General features: G+C 72.6%; 12 protein-coding genes and 1 pseudogene. 5 read left to right on the forward strand and 8 right to left on the reverse strand.

Annotation, left to right across the window (positions count from 1 at the left end; genetic code table 11):
• Window positions 1-25: 25 nt before the first annotated feature.
• The 4 genes from ABZ234_RS15650 to ABZ234_RS15665 all read left to right on the forward strand — a co-directional run bounded on the left by ABZ234_RS15650 (window position 26) and on the right by ABZ234_RS15665 (window position 4740).
• A complete protein-coding gene (locus ABZ234_RS15650) occupies window positions 26-463 on the forward strand; it encodes a pyridoxamine 5'-phosphate oxidase family protein (protein WP_355012515.1) in 438 nt (145 codons plus the stop codon).
• Between the two features lie 417 nt (window positions 464-880).
• A complete protein-coding gene (locus ABZ234_RS15655) occupies window positions 881-2425 on the forward strand; it encodes an alpha/beta hydrolase (RefSeq protein WP_355012516.1) in 1545 nt (514 codons plus the stop codon).
• A gap of 296 nt (window positions 2426-2721) precedes the next feature.
• Window positions 2722-3384 carry a hypothetical protein gene (locus ABZ234_RS15660; protein WP_355012517.1) on the forward strand — a complete coding sequence of 221 codons (663 nt, stop codon included), beginning with the start codon at window positions 2722-2724 and terminating at the stop codon, window positions 3382-3384.
• 189 nt (window positions 3385-3573) lie between these two features.
• Window positions 3574-4740, forward strand: coding sequence for an erythromycin esterase family protein (locus ABZ234_RS15665; protein ID WP_355012518.1), 1167 nt, complete (start codon window positions 3574-3576; stop codon window positions 4738-4740).
• A 171-nt stretch (window positions 4741-4911) separates the two neighbouring features.
• On the opposite strand, the gene ABZ234_RS15670 is transcribed toward ABZ234_RS15665, so the two are convergent.
• From ABZ234_RS15670 to ABZ234_RS15705, 8 genes are all read right to left on the reverse strand, one after another.
• Window positions 4912-5667 (reverse strand): ATP-binding cassette domain-containing protein, encoded by a 756-nt coding sequence (locus ABZ234_RS15670; RefSeq protein ID WP_355012519.1) that lies wholly within the window; start codon window positions 5665-5667, stop codon window positions 4912-4914.
• Entirely contained in the window at window positions 5664-6716 is a 1053-nt protein-coding gene (locus tag ABZ234_RS15675; RefSeq protein WP_355012520.1) for an iron chelate uptake ABC transporter family permease subunit, read from the reverse strand. The genes ABZ234_RS15670 and ABZ234_RS15675 overlap by 4 nt, the downstream gene beginning before the upstream one ends.
• The gene (locus ABZ234_RS15680; protein WP_355012521.1) at window positions 6709-7695 is read right to left on the reverse strand and encodes an iron chelate uptake ABC transporter family permease subunit; all 987 of its coding nucleotides are present in this window, start codon (window positions 7693-7695) and stop codon (window positions 6709-6711) included. The genes ABZ234_RS15675 and ABZ234_RS15680 overlap by 8 nt, the downstream gene beginning before the upstream one ends.
• A gap of 76 nt (window positions 7696-7771) precedes the next feature.
• Entirely contained in the window at window positions 7772-8761 is a 990-nt protein-coding gene (locus tag ABZ234_RS15685; protein WP_355012522.1) for an ABC transporter substrate-binding protein, read from the reverse strand.
• A 389-nt stretch (window positions 8762-9150) separates the two neighbouring features.
• A complete protein-coding gene (locus ABZ234_RS15690; RefSeq protein WP_355012523.1) occupies window positions 9151-10956 on the reverse strand; it encodes an alkyl sulfatase dimerization domain-containing protein in 1806 nt (601 codons plus the stop codon).
• Window positions 10957-11181: 225 nt separating this feature from the next.
• Complete coding sequence (locus ABZ234_RS15695; protein WP_355012524.1) at window positions 11182-11610, reverse strand: hypothetical protein; 429 nt, start codon at window positions 11608-11610, stop codon at window positions 11182-11184.
• A gap of 393 nt (window positions 11611-12003) precedes the next feature.
• Entirely contained in the window at window positions 12004-12576 is a 573-nt protein-coding gene (locus ABZ234_RS15700; RefSeq protein ID WP_355012525.1) for a suppressor of fused domain protein, read from the reverse strand.
• 89 nt (window positions 12577-12665) lie between these two features.
• Window positions 12666-13214, reverse strand: a complete 549-nt coding sequence (locus tag ABZ234_RS15705; protein ID WP_355012528.1) for a hypothetical protein — start codon at window positions 13212-13214, stop codon at window positions 12666-12668.
• 433 nt (window positions 13215-13647) lie between these two features.
• Between ABZ234_RS15705 and ABZ234_RS15710 the strand changes: the two are divergent.
• Window positions 13648-17078, forward strand: a pseudogene (locus ABZ234_RS15710) (hypothetical protein); the annotation flags it as partial.

The following is a 17078-nucleotide window of genomic DNA, read 5'->3' on the forward strand; positions in this document are numbered from 1 at the left end:
ACCACCGTGTTCGGAGAGGAAAGCGATGAGCACCACCACCACTACCACCGACCTGCTGACCGCCGAGGACCTGGAGTTCCTCCGGCGTCCCCTGCACGGGTTCCTGTCCGTGGCCGGGGGAGCGGAACCGCCCCAGCCCCGGCCCGTGTGGTTCGAGGCCACGGACGAGGGAACCCTCCAGCTCTTCACGGAGCCGGACGCGCTCAAGGTGCGGCGCCTGCGCCGCGACCCCCGCGCCTCGATCGTCGTCGCGGCCCCGGTGGGCGAGCGCGAGCGCTGGGTGTCCGTCGTCGGCCGCGCCACGCTGGAGGCCGACGGGGCGCGCGACCTGGCCGCCCGCCTGGCCGCCCGCTACTGGGACCTCGAGGACCCGGCACGCGCCGAGGAGCTCGCGGGGATGCTCGCCGACGACCACCTCCGCGTCGTCCTCCACCCGCAGACCGTGCGCCGCCTGACGCACTGACGCACCGACCCGCGCCCCGGGCGCCCGCCGCGGACCAGGTCCGCCCCGGGCGCCCGGCACGGTCCCGCGCCTCCGGGACCGCGACGGCGCCGTCCCGCCCGGTCCGTGCACGAGCGCCACGTCGTCCCCGCTCCCCGCGCCGGGCCCTCCCACCGACACCGTCGACGCATGACATCTGTCATGCCGGACCCGTGCGGATCGCGCGGGAAACCCATGACCCGTGACACTCCGTCACGGCTCGGCTCCGGCCTAGGTTCGAGGTATGGACCCCGACGACCACCGCTCCCCCTCCCGGCCAGGCCCTGCCGCCGCCGCTCCCCGCACAGGCGGGGACGGCCGTCGGCGCCCGGTCCGGGTGCCAGGGGACCGGGTCGCGGGCCGACCGCGGCGTCGGGACCGACACAGGTGAGGACGGACATGGGACGAAGGCGTGGAGCAGGACGGAACTGGGCCGTGGCGGCCGCGATCGGCCTCGCCGGGCCGCTGGTCGCGGTGCCGGCCGCGGCCGACGGGCAGGGCACGGAGCGGGTGGAGTGGGGCGCCTGCCCCGAGGAGGTGGCGGCCGAGGCGCCCGGGATCGAGTGCGGCCTGGTGCCCGTGCCCCTGGACCACTCCGACCCCGGGGGCACGCAGATCGAGATCATGGTGTCCCGGCTGGCGAGCCAGAACCCGGACGAGCGGCGCGGCGTGCTGATGTTCAACCCGGGCGGACCGGGCGGCTCGGGACTGACGATGCCGGCGGACCTGGTCTCCCGGGGCCTGCCCGCCGAGGTCTCGGACAGCTACGACCTCATCGGCATGGACACCCGCGGAGTCGGTTACTCGGCACCGATCAGCTGCGGTTTCACCGACGAGCAGGACTACCGGGGCGCCATCCCGCCCTACGCGGTCGACGACGCGGCGGTCGTCGAACAGGCCGCTGCCGCGGAGGCGGTCGCCGCCCAGTGCGCCGACAACGACCGCGACGGCAGGCTGCGCCACGTGTCGACGGCCAACACGGCCCGCGACCTGGACCTGATCCGGGAGGCGCTGGGAGAGTCGAAGACCAGCTTCTACGGGGCCTCCTACGGCACGGCGCTGGGCGCCGCCTACGCCTCGATGTTCCCCGAGCGCTCCGACCGGATCGTGCTCGACAGCAACATCGGCGACACCCACCTCGACCACGAGGGGATGCGCAGGTACGGCCTGGGCGCCGAGGAGACCTTCCCGGACTTCGCGCGATGGGCCGCCGAACGCCACGACGAGTACGGCCTGGGCGACTCCGAGGAGGAGGTGCGCCAGACCTACTTCGCGCTCGCCGAGCGCCTGGACCAGACCCCGGCGGACACGGCCGGCGGCCCCGTCGACGGCGGCCTCTTCCGGCTGTCCACCTTCGTGGGGCTCTACAGCGAGCTGTCCTACCCCGTGACGGCGCAGGCCTGGCAGGAACTGCTCGCCTCCGACCCGGCGGCGGCCGGGGAGCTGCCGGACGGGACCCCGGCCCCCGGCGGAGCGGCCCCCGGCACCCGGCCCGCGACGGACGCCGGGCTGTCGCCGTACGACAACTCCTGGTCGGTGTTCCTCGCCGTGACCTGCAACGACGTCGAATGGCCCGAGGACGTCGACACCTACCGGCACAGCGTCGCCGAGGACCGCGAGAGGTACCCGCTGTTCGGCGCCGCCTCCGCCAACGCCATGCCCTGCGCCTCCTGGTCCTCCGGCCCGTCCGAGCCGCTGGTGGAGGTCCTCGACGAGGGACCGAGCAACGTCCTGATCGTGCAGAACCGGCGCGACCCGGTCACACCGCACCTGGGCGGGGTGCTGCTCGACGAGAAGTTCGGCCAGCGCTCCCGGCTGGTGAGCGTCGACGGCAGCGGGCACGGCGTCTACGTCAACGGCGACAACGCGTGCGCGCAGGACGTGACCACGGCCTTCCTGGTCGGGGGCGACCTGCCGGAGCAGGACACCTCCTGCCCCGCCTGAGCGACCCGGGCCCGTGACCCGACGGACCCCGGCACCGCTCCCGCCGGCCGGCGGGAGCGCACAGGAGGAACAGGGGTGACCGCGGGCCCCGTGGGGGCGGGCGGGACGACGGACCCCGCCCCGCCCGCCCCTCTTCACGGGGCCGCGCGGCCGCCACCACCGGGACGGGGCGCCCCCGGGCCGACCGCCGCGCGGGACCGGGCGCGCGGGGACCGTCCACCGTCAAGACACCCGTCCTCCCGCCGGGCGGCCCCGAGGCCGCCGAGGCGTTCCCACACGACGACAGGGAGCCCGAGATGCTCAAGGAGTGGCAGCGGCGCCGAGCCGCGCGACGTGTAGAACCCGGGAACGGGAAGCCGCTGAAGCCCTTCCGCTGGTGGCAGCCGCTCTCCCGTGTCGTGTTCCACCTCCCGCTGCGCGGCGACGGCGGGCGGACGGACTACGCCGTGGAGGTCCGCTACGCACAGCGGTTCTTCTCCGAGGACGGCAAGGGCAGGGCCCACCTGTACCTCGACGGCAGGCACCACGCCGAGTCCGGGCTCCCCGCCGCCTTCCCCGTCCGGGGCGGCACGATCGAGGTGGCGCTGACACCCTTCGGCCTCAAGCGCTGCCACTACGTCACCGGCGGGGGAGCCGAACACCAGCTCGTCCCGGACCGGCGCTCGGCCGAGGGGCGGCGTGCGCGCCTGGACCGCGAGCACCCCGTGCTGAGCCGCGGTATCGGCCTCTGTTCACTGGTCCTGCTCGTCGTCCCCGCGCTCCTCCTCGTCCCGCAGCTCATCGAGGTGGCCTTCCAGGTGCCGCCCGTGACCGAGCGCTTCGGAACCTTCACCTCGCCCGTCCAGCTGCCGCTCTGGCTCAACATCGCGCTCACCCTCGGCGCCTCCGCGGCGAGCACGGAGCGCGCGCTGCGCCTGCGGTACAACTGGCTGCTGGACTCCGCCGCCCAGGGGGAGTGACGGTGCGGCCCGCCGACCGGCCACCGGGCGCCTGGCCCCCGTCGGGCGGACCGCGCCCGCGCCGCCCCGCGGCCAAGGGCGGGGCGGCGGCCGGGGGCGGGTTTTCCCCGGATGGAGGCTTCGGGGCCCTGTTCCCCGGCAACAGCACAACAACCCTCAACCGTTCTTTCAAAGATACGGTTGAGGGGTATGAGCCAAGACATTCGAGACTTCGCGACCCCGCCGTGCGAGCTGCTGGCCCTCGGCGAACCGGTCCACCCCACGCAGGAACCGGCCTTCGGGGACGTCCGCAACGACATCTTCGCCTCGCTCGCGGACCTGGGCTACCGGTCCATCGCCCTGGAGACCGACCGGGTGGCCGCGCTCGCGGTGGACGACTTCGTCCGGCACGGGCGGGGAAACCTCGACACGGCGATGGACGAGGGCTTCTCGCACGGCTTCGGGACCATGGAGGCCAACCGGCGGCTGGTCGCCTGGATGCGCGCGTACAACGAGGGCCGCCCCGCCGAGGAGCGGCTGGCCTTCCACGGCTTCGACATCCCGGCCGAGAACACCAGCGCACCCAGCCCCCGGCTCCACCTGGAACACGTGTGCGACTACCTCGGGATCGCCCCGGACCTCGCGGACCTGCTCGGCGACGACGAGCGGTGGAGCCGCCAGGAGGCGATCCTGGACCCGGCGGCGTCGGTCGGCGCCGGCCCCGCGGCCGAGCGGCTGCGCGTGATCGCCGACGACATGCTCACCTCGCTCCACGCACGCGCACCGGAACTGGTCGCGGCGACCTCACGCGCCGACTGGTTCCGGGCCCGCACCCGCCTCGCCGCCGGTCTCGGCCTGCTGCGCTACCACGGGCAGGCGGCCCGGCGCATCGAGGAGAGCGCACGCATCTCCGGCCTCCTGGCCACCAGGGACGCGCTCATGGCCCAGAACCTCCTGGAGATCCGCGGCATCGAGGCCGAACGCGGACCCACGCTCGCCTTCGCGCACAACAGCCACCTGCAGCGCAACCCGAGCTCGATGAGCATGGCGGGCATGGACCTCGGCTGGCACTCCGCGGGCTCCGTCGTCGGCGCCCTGCTGGGCCGGCGGTACACCGTCGTCATCGGCAGCCTGGGCCGCAGCGGGGCCCTCGGGCTCGCGGAGCCGGAACCGGACACCTACGAGGGCCTCCTCCAGAGCCGCGCCACCGGCTGGGGCCTGACCGGGGCGGCCGAGATCGCCTCCGGGCGCACGCGCACCGACGCCCGGCCCGAGAGGGGCTACTTCCCCCTCGACCGGGCGCTCGTGGAGGCGGCCGACGCGATCCTGCACGTCGACGCCGACCCCGCGACGCCCGGGGGAGAGGACCGGACATGACCGGCCACCGCGCGGCACAGCCCCTGCACCCACCCGGCCGCCGGAGCCGCCCCGCCCACACGCCGCCCACCCGCGGCTGACGCGAAGCCCACGCCCCGACCACGGGCGCCCCTCCACCCGGCCGGGTGGAGGGGCGCCCCGCGAGCCCGCTCCCGCGAGAGGGGACGGCGCTCAGTAGTACACGGCGAGCGGTCCGCGCGGCCCGTCCACGACGGTCACCGGCGTCTCGAACACCCGTGTCAGCACCTCGCCGGTCATGATCTCCGCCGGGGTGCCGAACTCCACGACCGCACCGTCCTTGACCGCGCAGATCCGGTCGGCGTAGTGGCCCGCGAAGTTGATGTCGTGGAGCACGACCACGACCGTGCGCTCCAGCTCCTCCGCCACACGGCGCAGGTGCTGCATCATCTGCGCCGAATGGCGCATGTCGAGGTTGTTGAGCGGCTCGTCGAGCAGCACGTACTCGGTCTCCTGCGAGAGCACCATCGCCACGTAGGCGCGCTGGCGCTGCCCGCCCGAGAGCTGGTCCAGGTAGCGGTTCTCCAACCCGCCTAGGTCCAGGAAGTCGATCGCCCGGCTGACGACCTCCTCGTCGGCCGCCGTCAGCCGCCCCCGGGAGTGGGGGAAGCGCCCGAAGGCCACGAGCTGGCGCACCGTCAGCCGGGTGACGAAGTGGTTCTCCTGGCGCAGGACCGAGACGACCTTGGCCAGGTCCTTGGACGGGGTCCGGGCCACGTCGTGGCCCGCGATCTCGATCACCCCCGCGTCCAGGCCCAGCAGGCGGCCCGTCATCGTCAGCAGCGTCGACTTGCCGGCCCCGTTCGGACCCACCAGCGCGGTCACACCGCCCCGGGGGATCCGCAGGTCCACGGGGCCGATCGCGACCTCGCCGCTGTACTCCTTGCGCACACCGCTGAGCGTGATCACAGCCGGCCCTTTCTGAGGATGACGAACAGGAACACCAGGCCGCCGACGAGCTCGATGATGATCGAGACCACGCCGTTGGCGTAGAAGACGTTGCGCATGACGAAGTACGCGCCGCTGAGCACGACGAAGCACGTCAGCACCGCCACCGGGAAGACGTACCGGTGGGCGTGGGTGCCGGTGAACTGGTAGGCCAGGGTCGCGACCAGGAACCCCAGGAACGTCATCGGCCCCACCAGCGCGGTGGAGACCGCCATGAGGACCGAGACCAGGAAGAGCACGCGCATGGTCTCGCGGCGGTGGTCCAGCCCCAGGCCCGTGCTCGCGTCACGCCCCAGCGCGACCACGTCGAGCCGCCGCGAACCCGCCCACAGCAGGACCGCCGCGCCCAGGCAGAGCGGGACCGCGAGCGGCAGGTAGGACGCGTCGGCGTTGGAGACGTTGCCGAACAGCCGGGCGGCGAGCACGTCGAACTCGCTCGGCGTGAGCAGGCGCTGCATGAACGTGGAGACCGAGGCCAGGCCGCCGCCGATGACGATGCCGATCAGCAGCATCACCTGGAGGTTCGCGTACCGGCCCGACAGCAGCCACCCGTACAGCAGCATCGCGAAGCCCACCATGAGCACGAGCTGGAGCGCGAACTGCGGGAGGCCCTGGACCGCCACGACCCCGGCGACGCCCAGGAAGTACACCGCCGTGGTCTGGACCGCGACGTAGAGCGCCTCGAACCCCATGATCGACGGGGTGATGACGCGGTTGCCGGTCACGGTCTGGAAGCCCACCGTCGCCACGGCCTGGCAGATCGCGACCACCGCCATGACCACCAGGTTCGTCCCGCGCATCTGCGCGATGCGCCAGAACCCGTCCGAGCCCACGGGCATCGGGTTGTCCCAGGCGAGCAGGCCGAAGCCGAAACCGGCGGCGAGCACGCAGAGCACCGCGACGACGGTCCGGTAGCGGCGGCGGGCGCGCCCGGTGGGCAGGGCCCCGGAGGAGCGTTCGGGCGGTGCGGGGAGCGGTCCGGTCACACGGGACGCGGTCGTCTCAGCCATGGCGGCGCTGCCTCAACAGGAGAAGGACGAAGACGGCGGCGCCCACGACCCCGAGGATCAGGGACACGGGCACCTCGAAGGGCATGATGACGACACGGCCGATCAGGTCGCAGACCGTGACGGTGCCGACGCCCAGCAGGCACACCCACGGCAGGTTGCCGCGCAGGTCGTCGCCGCGGAACATCGAGACGACGTTGGGGACGATGAGCCCGAGGAAGGGCAGGTTGCCCACGACCACGGTCACCACGCCGGTCGCCACCGCGATGAGGCCGGTGCCCAGCAGGACGACCCGGCCGTAGTTCAGGCCGACGTTGGTCGCGACCTCCTCGCCCAGCCCGGCGACCGTGAACCGGTCGGCGGCGACGAACACCGCCACGGCCGCCAGCGCCACGATCCACAGCAGCTCGTACTGGCCCCGCAGCACGGAGGTGAAGCTCCCGGCGAACCACACGCCGAGGTTCTGCAGCATGTCGGTCTGCAGCGCGACGAAGGTCGAGACGGCGCTGACGACGGCGCCCAGCATGATGCCGATGATCGGGACGATGAGCGAGGAGCGCAGGGTGACGCGGCGCAGGAAGAGGAAGAACACCATCGTGCCGACGAACGCCGCCAGGACCGCGCCGAGCATGCGTGCGCCGATGCTCGCGCCGGGCACCAGGACCATCACCGTGAGCAGGCCCAGCCCGGCCCACTCGGTGGTGCCGGTGGTCGTCGGCTCCACGAAGCGGTTCTGGGTCAGCAGCTGCATCACCAGGCCCGACATCGCCATCGCCGCGCCGGCCAGGACGAGGGCGACCGTGCGGGGGACGCGGGTGATGGCGAACATCTCGCCGCCGTCGTCCGCGCCGAAGACGTCGTACACGCCGGTGAACAGCGAGAGCACGACCAGGGCGCCCACGGCGGCGGTGCCGACGACCAGCTTCCCGTCGAGGAGGCGTCCTCCGCGTCGTGCCCGGGGGACGGGGGTCGCGGTCCTCATGCCCCGCTCCCTCCCTCGCGCCGGCGGGCGCCGGCGGCGTTACCACCGCCGGCGCGTGCCGTTCGGTCGGACCGGATCACGCCCGGGCCTCCAGCGCGTCGGCGAACGCGTCGAAGAACTCGGTGTAGGTCTGGATGCCCTCGTTGGTGTAGGTGTCGGCGGGCATGTAGAGGATCTGCTCCTCCTGCACGGCCGTCACGCCCGAGAGCGCCTCGGAGTCCGACAGGATGTTCGAGGCGGGCTCGTACCCGGCCTCGTCGGGGGCGACGGCGGCGTCGCGGTCCATCACCAGGATCCAGTCGGGGTCGGAGTCGGCGATCGCCTCGACGGAGATGTCGTCGCCCTGGTGGTCGTCGCTGGAGCCCTCGACCTCCAGCGCGGGGGTGAGGCCGAAGATGTCGAAGGCGGGGCCGAGCGTGCGGCCCACGCCGGGGGCCAGGTACCCGATCTCGCCGCCCGAGGTGTTGACGGCCATGACGGACTCGCCCTCGTCGTAGGCGGCGTTCACCCGCTCGACGGCCGCGTCGAAGTCGGCGACGAGCCGGGCGGCCTCGTCCTGCTTGCCGAAGACCTCGCCGAGCACGGTGACCTGGCGCTTGAGCTCGGCGTCGAAGGGCTCGCCCTCGCGCGGGTCGAGCTCCAGGATCGTGGCCTCGGGCACCAGGGAGGCGATGTCGTCGTGGTACTGGGTGAAGCGCTGCCCGTTGACGACGACGTCCGGACCGGCGGCGACGATCGCCTCGAGGTCGGGCTCGTTGTGCGTGCCGATGTCGATGACCGACTCGTCCCGCGTGTAGCCGACGGTGTCCGGCATGAGGGAGACCGCGCCCGCGGACAGCTCCACGCCCCAGTCCGAGAGGGTCTCGAAGGTGCGGTTGTCGAGCGCGACCACGGACTCCGGAGGGGAGACCACGGTCTGGGCGCCGTTGTTGTCCTCGACCTCGATCGTGCCGCTCGGGGCGGAGGCCTCCTCGGCGTCCTGCCGGCCGGACGCGCAGCCGACGAGGAGCAGGGCGGAGGCCAGGGTGATCGAGAAGGCGGTCAGGGGACGGCCGGGGGACTGCATGGAGGTTCTCCTTCGCTTATTTGAACAAAGGGGAGCCTAACCTAACTATCGGGTGGAATGTGCATGGGTGTGCCCCTATGAGGTGTTTTTCTCAACGGGGCGCCCGGTGGCAGGATGTCCGAAGGCCCTCTCACCCCATGTCTCAGGAGGGGGAGGAAGCCGCGCGTCCAGCGGTCCGGCAGAGGGGCCCTCTCCTCCCGGACGTGCCGTCCGGGCAGCGGCCTCCACGCCCTCCGTGCCCACCGCCCGGCGCAGCGGGACGGCGGTGTCGGCGTCGGTGACGCCGTGGCCGACCTGAGGCCGCAGCAGCCGGGGAAGGGGTCCGGCCGCAGCCTGTCGCCGTCGGCCGTGACCACCGGGGCCGGCGGGGGCCACAGCGGCGGCCGGGCTCAGGGGGTGACGATGGCGAAGTCGGGGTCCGCGTCGTCGAGGAGGCCGAACAGCGTGGTGAGGGCGTCGGTGTCGCCTTCGGTCGTGATCCCGTCCAGGCTCTGCGTGGCGACGAGCCGCAGGAGCTGGGCCTTGGTCAGGGTCAGCGTCAGGTCGGCGTCACTGCCGTCGTGGGCGGTGGTCTGGACGAGGACGCCGTTGGCGAGCTCCAGCCTGACCTCCTCCACGGGATCGGTGAAGTTCCAGTCGATGGTCAGGGTGGTGTCCCAGGCGCGGGGGCCGTCGACGCGGACGGCCACGGAGTCGAAGACCTGCGCGATGCTCAGGGCTCTCATGACGTCGGGGGAGGCGCTGTCGATGGGCGTGGGAGCCTTGTTCCCGCGCAGTTCCGCCGCCCCCTGGAGGTAGAAGTTCCGCCAGGTGCCGTTCTCCGCACCGTGCCCCAGGGCGTCGTAGACCTCGGCGAGCAGTGCGCGCGCACCGGTGTCGCCGGGGTCGGCGAACACGACGTAGTCGAGGACCTGCGCGGCCCACCGCAGCTCCCCCGCCTCGACGGCGGCCCTGGCCTTCGGCAGGACCTCCCGGGCGCCGCCCATGAACTCCACGTGCTTCTTCGCCGACTCCTCCGGCGGCAGTGCCCACAGGTGGGCGGGGTTGCCGTCGAACCACCCCATGTAGCGCTGGTAGACCGCCTTGACGTTGTGGGAGACCGAACCGTAGTAGCCGCGGGCGTGCCAGGCACCCTCCAGGGCGGGAGGCAGCTGGATCCTCTCGGCGATCTCGGCGCCGGTATGACCCTGGTTGAGCATGCGCAGCGTCTGGTCGTGCAGGTAGGCGTACAGGTCGCGCTGCCGGGACAGGAACAGTGTGAGCTCCTCCGTGCCCCAGGTCGGCCAGTGGTGCGACGCGAACAGCACGTCGGAGCCGCCGGAGAACAGCTCGACGGCCTCCGTGAGGTAGTTCGCCCACACGTGCGGGTCCCGGACGAGCGCGCCGCGCAGCGTCAGCACGTTGTGCAGGGTGTGGGTGGCGTTCTCGGCCATGCACAGGGCCCGCCGGTCGGGGAGGGAGAAGTTCATCTCCGCGGGCGCCTCGGTCCCCGGGGTCAGCTGGAAGACCATCCGGACGCCGTCGACCACCACCTCCTGCCCGGTCCTGGTGACGTACGTGTTCGGCTCGATCAGGGAGATCGTCCCCGTGGAGGTGGTGGGCCCGAGGCCCGCGCCGATCTGGCCGGCGGCCCCCTTGGGCAGCACGGCCCCGTACATGAAGACCGATCGCCGGTTCATGGCGGTGCCGGCGTAGACGTTCTCCGCGACCGCGTGCTCGAGGAAGCCGGAGGGCGCGATGACAGGGACCTTCGTACCGTCGGAGAGCACCCCCCGTACCCCGCCGAAGTGGTCGGCATGGGAGTGGCTGTAGATCACCGCGGTCACCGGGCGTTCGCCGCGGTGCTCCCGGTACAGGGACAGCGCGGCCGCCGCGCACTCGACGGACAGCAGGGGATCGACGACGATGACGCCCTGGTCGCCCTCGACGAAGGAGATGTTGGACAGGTCGAAGCCCCGTACCTGGAAGATGCCCTCGCAGACCCGGTAGAGGCCGTGCTTGGCGGCCAGCTGCGACTGGCGCCACAGGCTCGGGTTCGCCGTGTCGGGCGCCTCGCCGTGGAGGAAGGCATAGGCGTCCAGGTCCCAGACCACCCGTCCGGCCCCGTCCGTGATCTGCGGTTGTGACGCCGTTCCGAGGAAGCCCTTGTCGGCGTTGTCGAAATCGGTCCGGTCGTCGAAGGACGGCTGGGGCACAGAGGGTCTCCTTCGGGAGCTCGGGTCGGTGGCGCACCCACCCCATCCCCCGTCCGATGACGCCGAATCGTAGTCAAAGGATGGCTTTAGGTAATGATGGTGGGTTCGGATCGGCGCCGGACACCCGCCCGCACGGCGGCGCCGTGGCGCCGTTCGGGGCGGACCGTGCGGTCGGCTGCTACAGGGCGGACGGCTCCGCAGGAAGGGCGCCGTCCGCCCTGCGCGCTAGGCTTCCCCGCCCTCGATCAGCCGCACGGCCCGCCCCCAGTCCTCGGAGTGGGTCAGCCACCGGAACAGGGGAAGCCTGCGGCGTTTGCCGTCCGCGGCCTCGAAGACGATCCGGCCGCCGTCGACCAGGAGGCGCTCACCCGGGCGGGTGGGGCCGATCTCCAGGCGGCCGACCCAGCCGGTCCCGCTGAGCGCGAGGCGGCCGTCGGAGTAGCGCGCCAGTTCGAAGTGGTAGCGGCGCAGGTGCAGGGGGCCGGCGATCAGCAGCACGATCGCGATGACGATCGCCGGGGTGAACGCTCCGACGAAGAGCAGGAGCAGGTTGAGGACGAGCAGGACCGCGCCCAGGACGATGAACGTCCAGCCGACGACCGGTGAATTGCGGGCCTGGAGCGTCTGTGAGGTCGTGCGCTTCTTCCCGGGCACGAGGGGATCCCTCCGGGGGAGTGATGGTGCCTCACCTTCCTCCCGCCGCCCGGGTTTGTCCAGACGTGTGGCCGGGGTCGGCTCAGGACTCCCCGGTCGGGCACGGGACCTACGCGGCCGGTGTGCTCATCACCGCACCGGTGAGCGACGGCTGCGTGCGCTGTCGGGCCGTCCCGGCACTGCCGCCCCAGGCACCGGCCGTGGGCGCCCACCCCGCCGACGGTGCCGTGTTCAAGCCCGGCAACCGGGGGCGGACCCATCAAGGCCACGTCCTACGGCGATGCGTCCCCGGCGGGACGGTGGGGGCAACGCCGGGCGGATGCAGCCGCGCAGGCCTGGCCGGTGGCGTAGGTGCGCTGCCCGCGCCCTCGAGGGCGCGGGCAGCGGGGCGGCTCAGACGAGAGGAGCCCGGTCGGCGTCCAGGACGTTGACGCCCTCCGCCTCCAGGAGTTCCTCGAAGGCCGCCAGGGAGTCGCCCGTGACCAGGGCCGCCTCGCTCCGGTGGATCGGCAGCAGCCACAGGAACCGCGCGTTCCCCGCCTCCTCGGGCGCATGCTCCAGCGCCGGCCCGTAGGGGTAGGGCGGGCTCACCAGCAGGTGGTCCATGCGCGATCCCTCCGCCCACGGGCCGCCGACGTCGATCACCGAGCCGACGTCGAGCCGGTACTCCTCGAAGGAGTGCAGGTGGCCGACCACGGCCAGGGTCTCGGAGTGGGCCGGGTCCTCGTCCGGAGCCATGAGGAAGAACTCGGTGCCGCTCCCGGTCTCGTGGACGGACGAGCCCACCGTCACGTAGACCCAGCCCTCGCCCTCGTCCCTGGGCGCCACCCGGTACGTGGCGAAGCCCGGGACCCGGTCGAGAAGGGGCGCCTCCGCCCAGGTGGCGTCCTCCACTGCGTGCCCCTGCCAGAAGTCCCGGACGTGCCTCTCCAGCGCGCGGATCCGCGCGTCCTCCCCGGTCGCCAAGGAAACCGACCCTCCGTCTTCGTGCCTTCGGTCCCCGGAGCCGCTGAGACCCCGGATCGCCTGATACGTGGATGTTCCGAGCGGCCAGACTACGGCTTCCCGGCGCCGTCCGGTGCGGGGGAGTCCGTCCCGGACGCGTCCTGGCGCACGCGCTTTTCGGGGTGCCTCGGCAGTGCCGAGTAGACGGCCGTCGTGCTCAGCAGCAGCCCGGTGACGAAGTACATGATGTACACCGCCCACCCCGGGTGCGCCAGGAGTCCCAGGAGCACGGCCGCGAGGGCCAGCGGCACCACGGCCAGCAGCAGTGACCACCCCACCCGGCCGCCGCCGTGCGTGTCGGCCAGGCGGCCTCCCAACGCGCACAGGGGTATGACCAGACCCAGGAGCTGTACGGGCGCGTAGACGAGCTGGGCCGCCGTGGTCAGCATCATGGTCCCGTAGTGCAGGTGCGGAAAGGCCGTCATGAACGCCATCAGCAAGGCGAACAGGACCACCCAGTGGACCACGAGCGCGATCAGCCACCGCAGTGCCCACAGGGTCCTTCTCAGCCGCGGAGTCATCCGTACCGTGTTCCGCACCAGTGGTCTGCCTCTCTCGGTGGAGCGCGATGCCCCGAACGTCGCATCGGGGACCGCCAGGGGTCGGAAACGGCGCGGGCGTGCCGCGGGCCTCCTCTGCGGGAAACCCTAGACCGGGGTCTCACGCGGCCCGAACCGGGTCCGATGCGGAGACAAGCACCGGACCCCGGCCCAGTTCTCCGAACTGTTCGAGGCCTTCGGTCGAACCTCGTCGTGCCGGGCAGCGGTGTGAGCGTCGCCGAGGGCGTGCTGGCCCGACCGCACCCACCAGGTTCCTCCGGGGGAGGGCTCGGGGCCCGGGAGGCGACCGCGCCCCGGGCCCGCGCCGCCACGGCGTGTTTACACCGAAGGGCTGAAACGAGGCAAAAGCGAACGAGACATCACATCAGTGCATTCATCTGTTAACAAGTATGTCTTCTACCGCCGTTAACGTCTCGTTCCACTGCGTGCGTGGCTGCAAAGTGGCACCAGGAGGTAGAAGGGGGAGTCGTGTATGCCGTTGGACCACAACATGTCCGACTCCTCACGCAAAGCGATCGAGGTCCTCACCGGCATCCAGGTCCCCAAAGCAGGCATCGCCAACCTCGGCCGCGCCTCGGAGATCTACACCGCCCTGGACCAACGCCTGGCCGTGCTCGAGGACCTGTTCGACCTCAGCCGCAAACACGCCCGCCGCCACTTCGACGGACACACCGCCGACCGCTACGAACGCTCCCTGGACCAGTTCACCCGCGGCGAGAACAACTACGTCGGCTCGGCCCGCGACAACTCCACCGTCATGTCCGCCGAACTCTTCAAGGCCCGCGCCAACGTCGAGTACATGCACATGATGGTCATCGGCCAGTTCGTCCAGCTCCTGGCCGAGATCGCCTGGGCCATCGCCATGGCCAAGTTCACCTTCGGCGCCTCCCTGAAGTGGATCCCGGTCTTCAAGGCCATCCGCAGCCTGGCCATGCGCCGCATCCTGACCTGGCTGCTCATCACCGTGCCCGGCCACCAGATCATCAGCCAGATCTTCGCGAGCATGGACAGCATCATCCAGCGCATCCAGATCGGACGCGGCACCCGCCACCACCGCGACCACAACCTGACCGCGAGCGCCCACAAGGGCGCCGCCATCGAGGGCGTGCTCTCCGCGGTCTTCTCCGCCGGCATGGACGGGCTCTTCAGCAAACACCTGTCCGACCTGTTCACCAACGGCCTCAAACACCTCAACGACCTCCCCGACCCCCCACCCCTGACCAGGACCGGACCCGACGGGCCACCCCCGGCCGGCCCGCCCACCGGACCGCCCCTCCGCGAGACCCCCGACGGACCCCCGCCCGGACCACCTTCCGGTCCGCCCGACGGCCCCCCTGCCGGGCCGGTCAAGGACGACCCGCCACCGCTCAACCGCGACACCGACACCCCGCCCCCACCCGGCGGCGGCGGCGGTCCCGACGGGCCCCCCGCCAGGCCCAAGGACGACCCGCCCGCCACCGACCCGGACCGGGGGCCGGACTCCCCCGCGCCCAAGGACACCCCGGGCACCACACCCGTGCCCAGGGACACCCCGCCGGCTCCCCCGTCGTTGAACAAGGACCTGGCCGAGGTGTTCGGCCGCCACAACGACGAGTTCCTCACCCCCTACAACCCCGCCAGCCCCACCGGCGCCGGCGCCTTCGACAACGCGGCCAAGGCCGCCGCCGCGCATCAGGACTTCGCCGACCTCTTCGCCCGCAACTTCGGCGACCACCTGGGCGAGGCGGCAGCGCGCGATCTGGGACGCGACTACGCCGCCACCCTGGCCCGCCACTGGAACGACCCCGACCTGGGCCGGCACCTGCGCGACACGATCGGGGACCGCCTGCCCCCGCACATGCGCGACCACCTCTCAGAGGTGCCCGTCAACCTGCAAAAACCCCTGGGCGAGTACTTCTCCACCACCGGCGCCTACACCCAGCAGGTCGGCGGCAGCATCGGCACCGGAGCCCTGGAGGGCTACCTCGGCGAGGGCCTGGGAAGTCTGGCCGACGGACGCGGCTGGGAGGCCTCGGGCTACTCCGCCACCGCCGGCGCCACCCAGGCCGGCATCCAGCAAGGCGCCACCGACGGCATCCTGCACGGCCTGGACCTGTTCAGCGACAAAGACAAACCCGACCTGTCCACGCCCGAACCGCAGCAGACCCAGAGCGCATCCCCGGCCGGGACGGGGCCGGAAGCTCCGGGCAACGGGAGCGCCCGGCCCCCCGCCGCGAGCGGGCCCGAACGCTGGTCCGACGGGCAGGGCGGCGATCCCGGCGGGCAGGACCGCGGAGCCGGACACGGGGAGGGCCCCGGCCGTGGGCAGGACGGGCGGCCCGACCGCGACGGACCCCCGGCCACCGCCTCGCAGGACAGCGGCGACCGCGACGACCTCTCCGACATCGACGACGTCCCCGACCTGGTCAGCGACACCGACTCCGACTTCGGTGACACCGGCTCCGACTTCGACCTCGGCGGCTCCGAGTTCGGCGACCCCGACGACCGCGACCGCGACCAGGCCAACGACGACACCGTCCGCGTCCACCAGGACGACGACGTCCGCACCCCCTACCCCGACCCCCTCAAGACCCCCGAGGACACCAAGGACCCCTACGCCACCACCGAGGCCAAACACCCCGGCCTGGGCAACGACCTCTTCCACCCCGGCATGAACGACGGCCCCCTCACCGTCAACTTCCTCAACGCCATCGTCCCCGACAACCCCATGGCGACCCCACCCCCCGCAGCCGAACAGACCACACCCGACACCGGCAACACGAACCAGGCCGACCGCTCCACCCCCGCCCCCGAGCAGCACACCGCCCCTCCCCTCGTGGCCGCGCCGATCGGCCAAGCAGCTCCACCGCCCGCAACCGCACCGCAGAACACGGCCACCGACAACAACCAGCGCTCCACGCCCACCGAACGCGACAGCGGTGGGCGCTCCCCCCAGCGCACCAACGACACCCGCACCCCCGACTCCTCCACCGACCAGTCACCCCGTGACGGCGACACCTCCCGGGTCACCACCGAGAGCACCCCACCCGCCCCGGAGACCGAGACCACCGGCCACCCCGTCGACCAGCACGACCAGAACGCGACCGACGAACAGCGGACGACCTCCACAGACGAGCGCGCCCCGGAGCAGCGGACCTCGTCGACCGAATCCCCGACGCTCGCCACCGAGAGCGGACCGCCCCAGGACACGGAGGCCACCGGGCACAACCCCTCCGAACGCGACGGCGAACAGCCCGACCAGCGTGACGAGGACACCCCCCGAGACAACGACCGCTCCCGGAACGACGAGAGGGACCGATCCGGCGACGGAAACGAGCGGTCGGGCGAACAGAGCAGCGACCGCTCCGCAGACGGCGAGGAGAGCCGCGAGGACGCCCCCGCCGGAGAAGGCCAGACGCCCGGAGCGACCCTGTCCCGAAACACGGACGGTGTCCCGCAGGACCAGGAGACACCGCGGCCCCGTCCGCAACCGCTCCCCGACGCTCAGGCCGGTCCGGGACGCAACGGCCCGCCCTCCCCCGCCACCGTGGAACCCCCCGCCACGGCCGACAACCGGGAGACCGCAGCCCCGCCGACGGAGAACAGCGGGGCACCGGTACCGGGCGCCGGGCACGCCCCGCCCGCCACCGAGGCCACCACACCCGACACGACCGAGGGCACGCCGACCCCCACCCAGAACACGGACACGGACGCGCCTGCGGCGCCGCCCGCCGCCGGACCCGAGCGCGCCGCGGACAGCGGCTCCCCCACCCCCGGAGCCACGCGCACCGACCCCACCGCTCCCGGGATCGACCCGGGGGCCGACGCCCGCGCCGCGTCGGTCCTGGAGCGCCTGCCCGAACTCACCCGGGCCCTCGCGGACAAGGACATCCCCCGGGCGCGGGCGCTGGGGGCCGAGTTCTG

This window comes from Nocardiopsis sp. NPDC006198, from assembly GCF_040613895.1.
GTDB lineage: Bacteria > Actinomycetota > Actinomycetes > Streptosporangiales > Streptosporangiaceae > Nocardiopsis > Nocardiopsis tropica.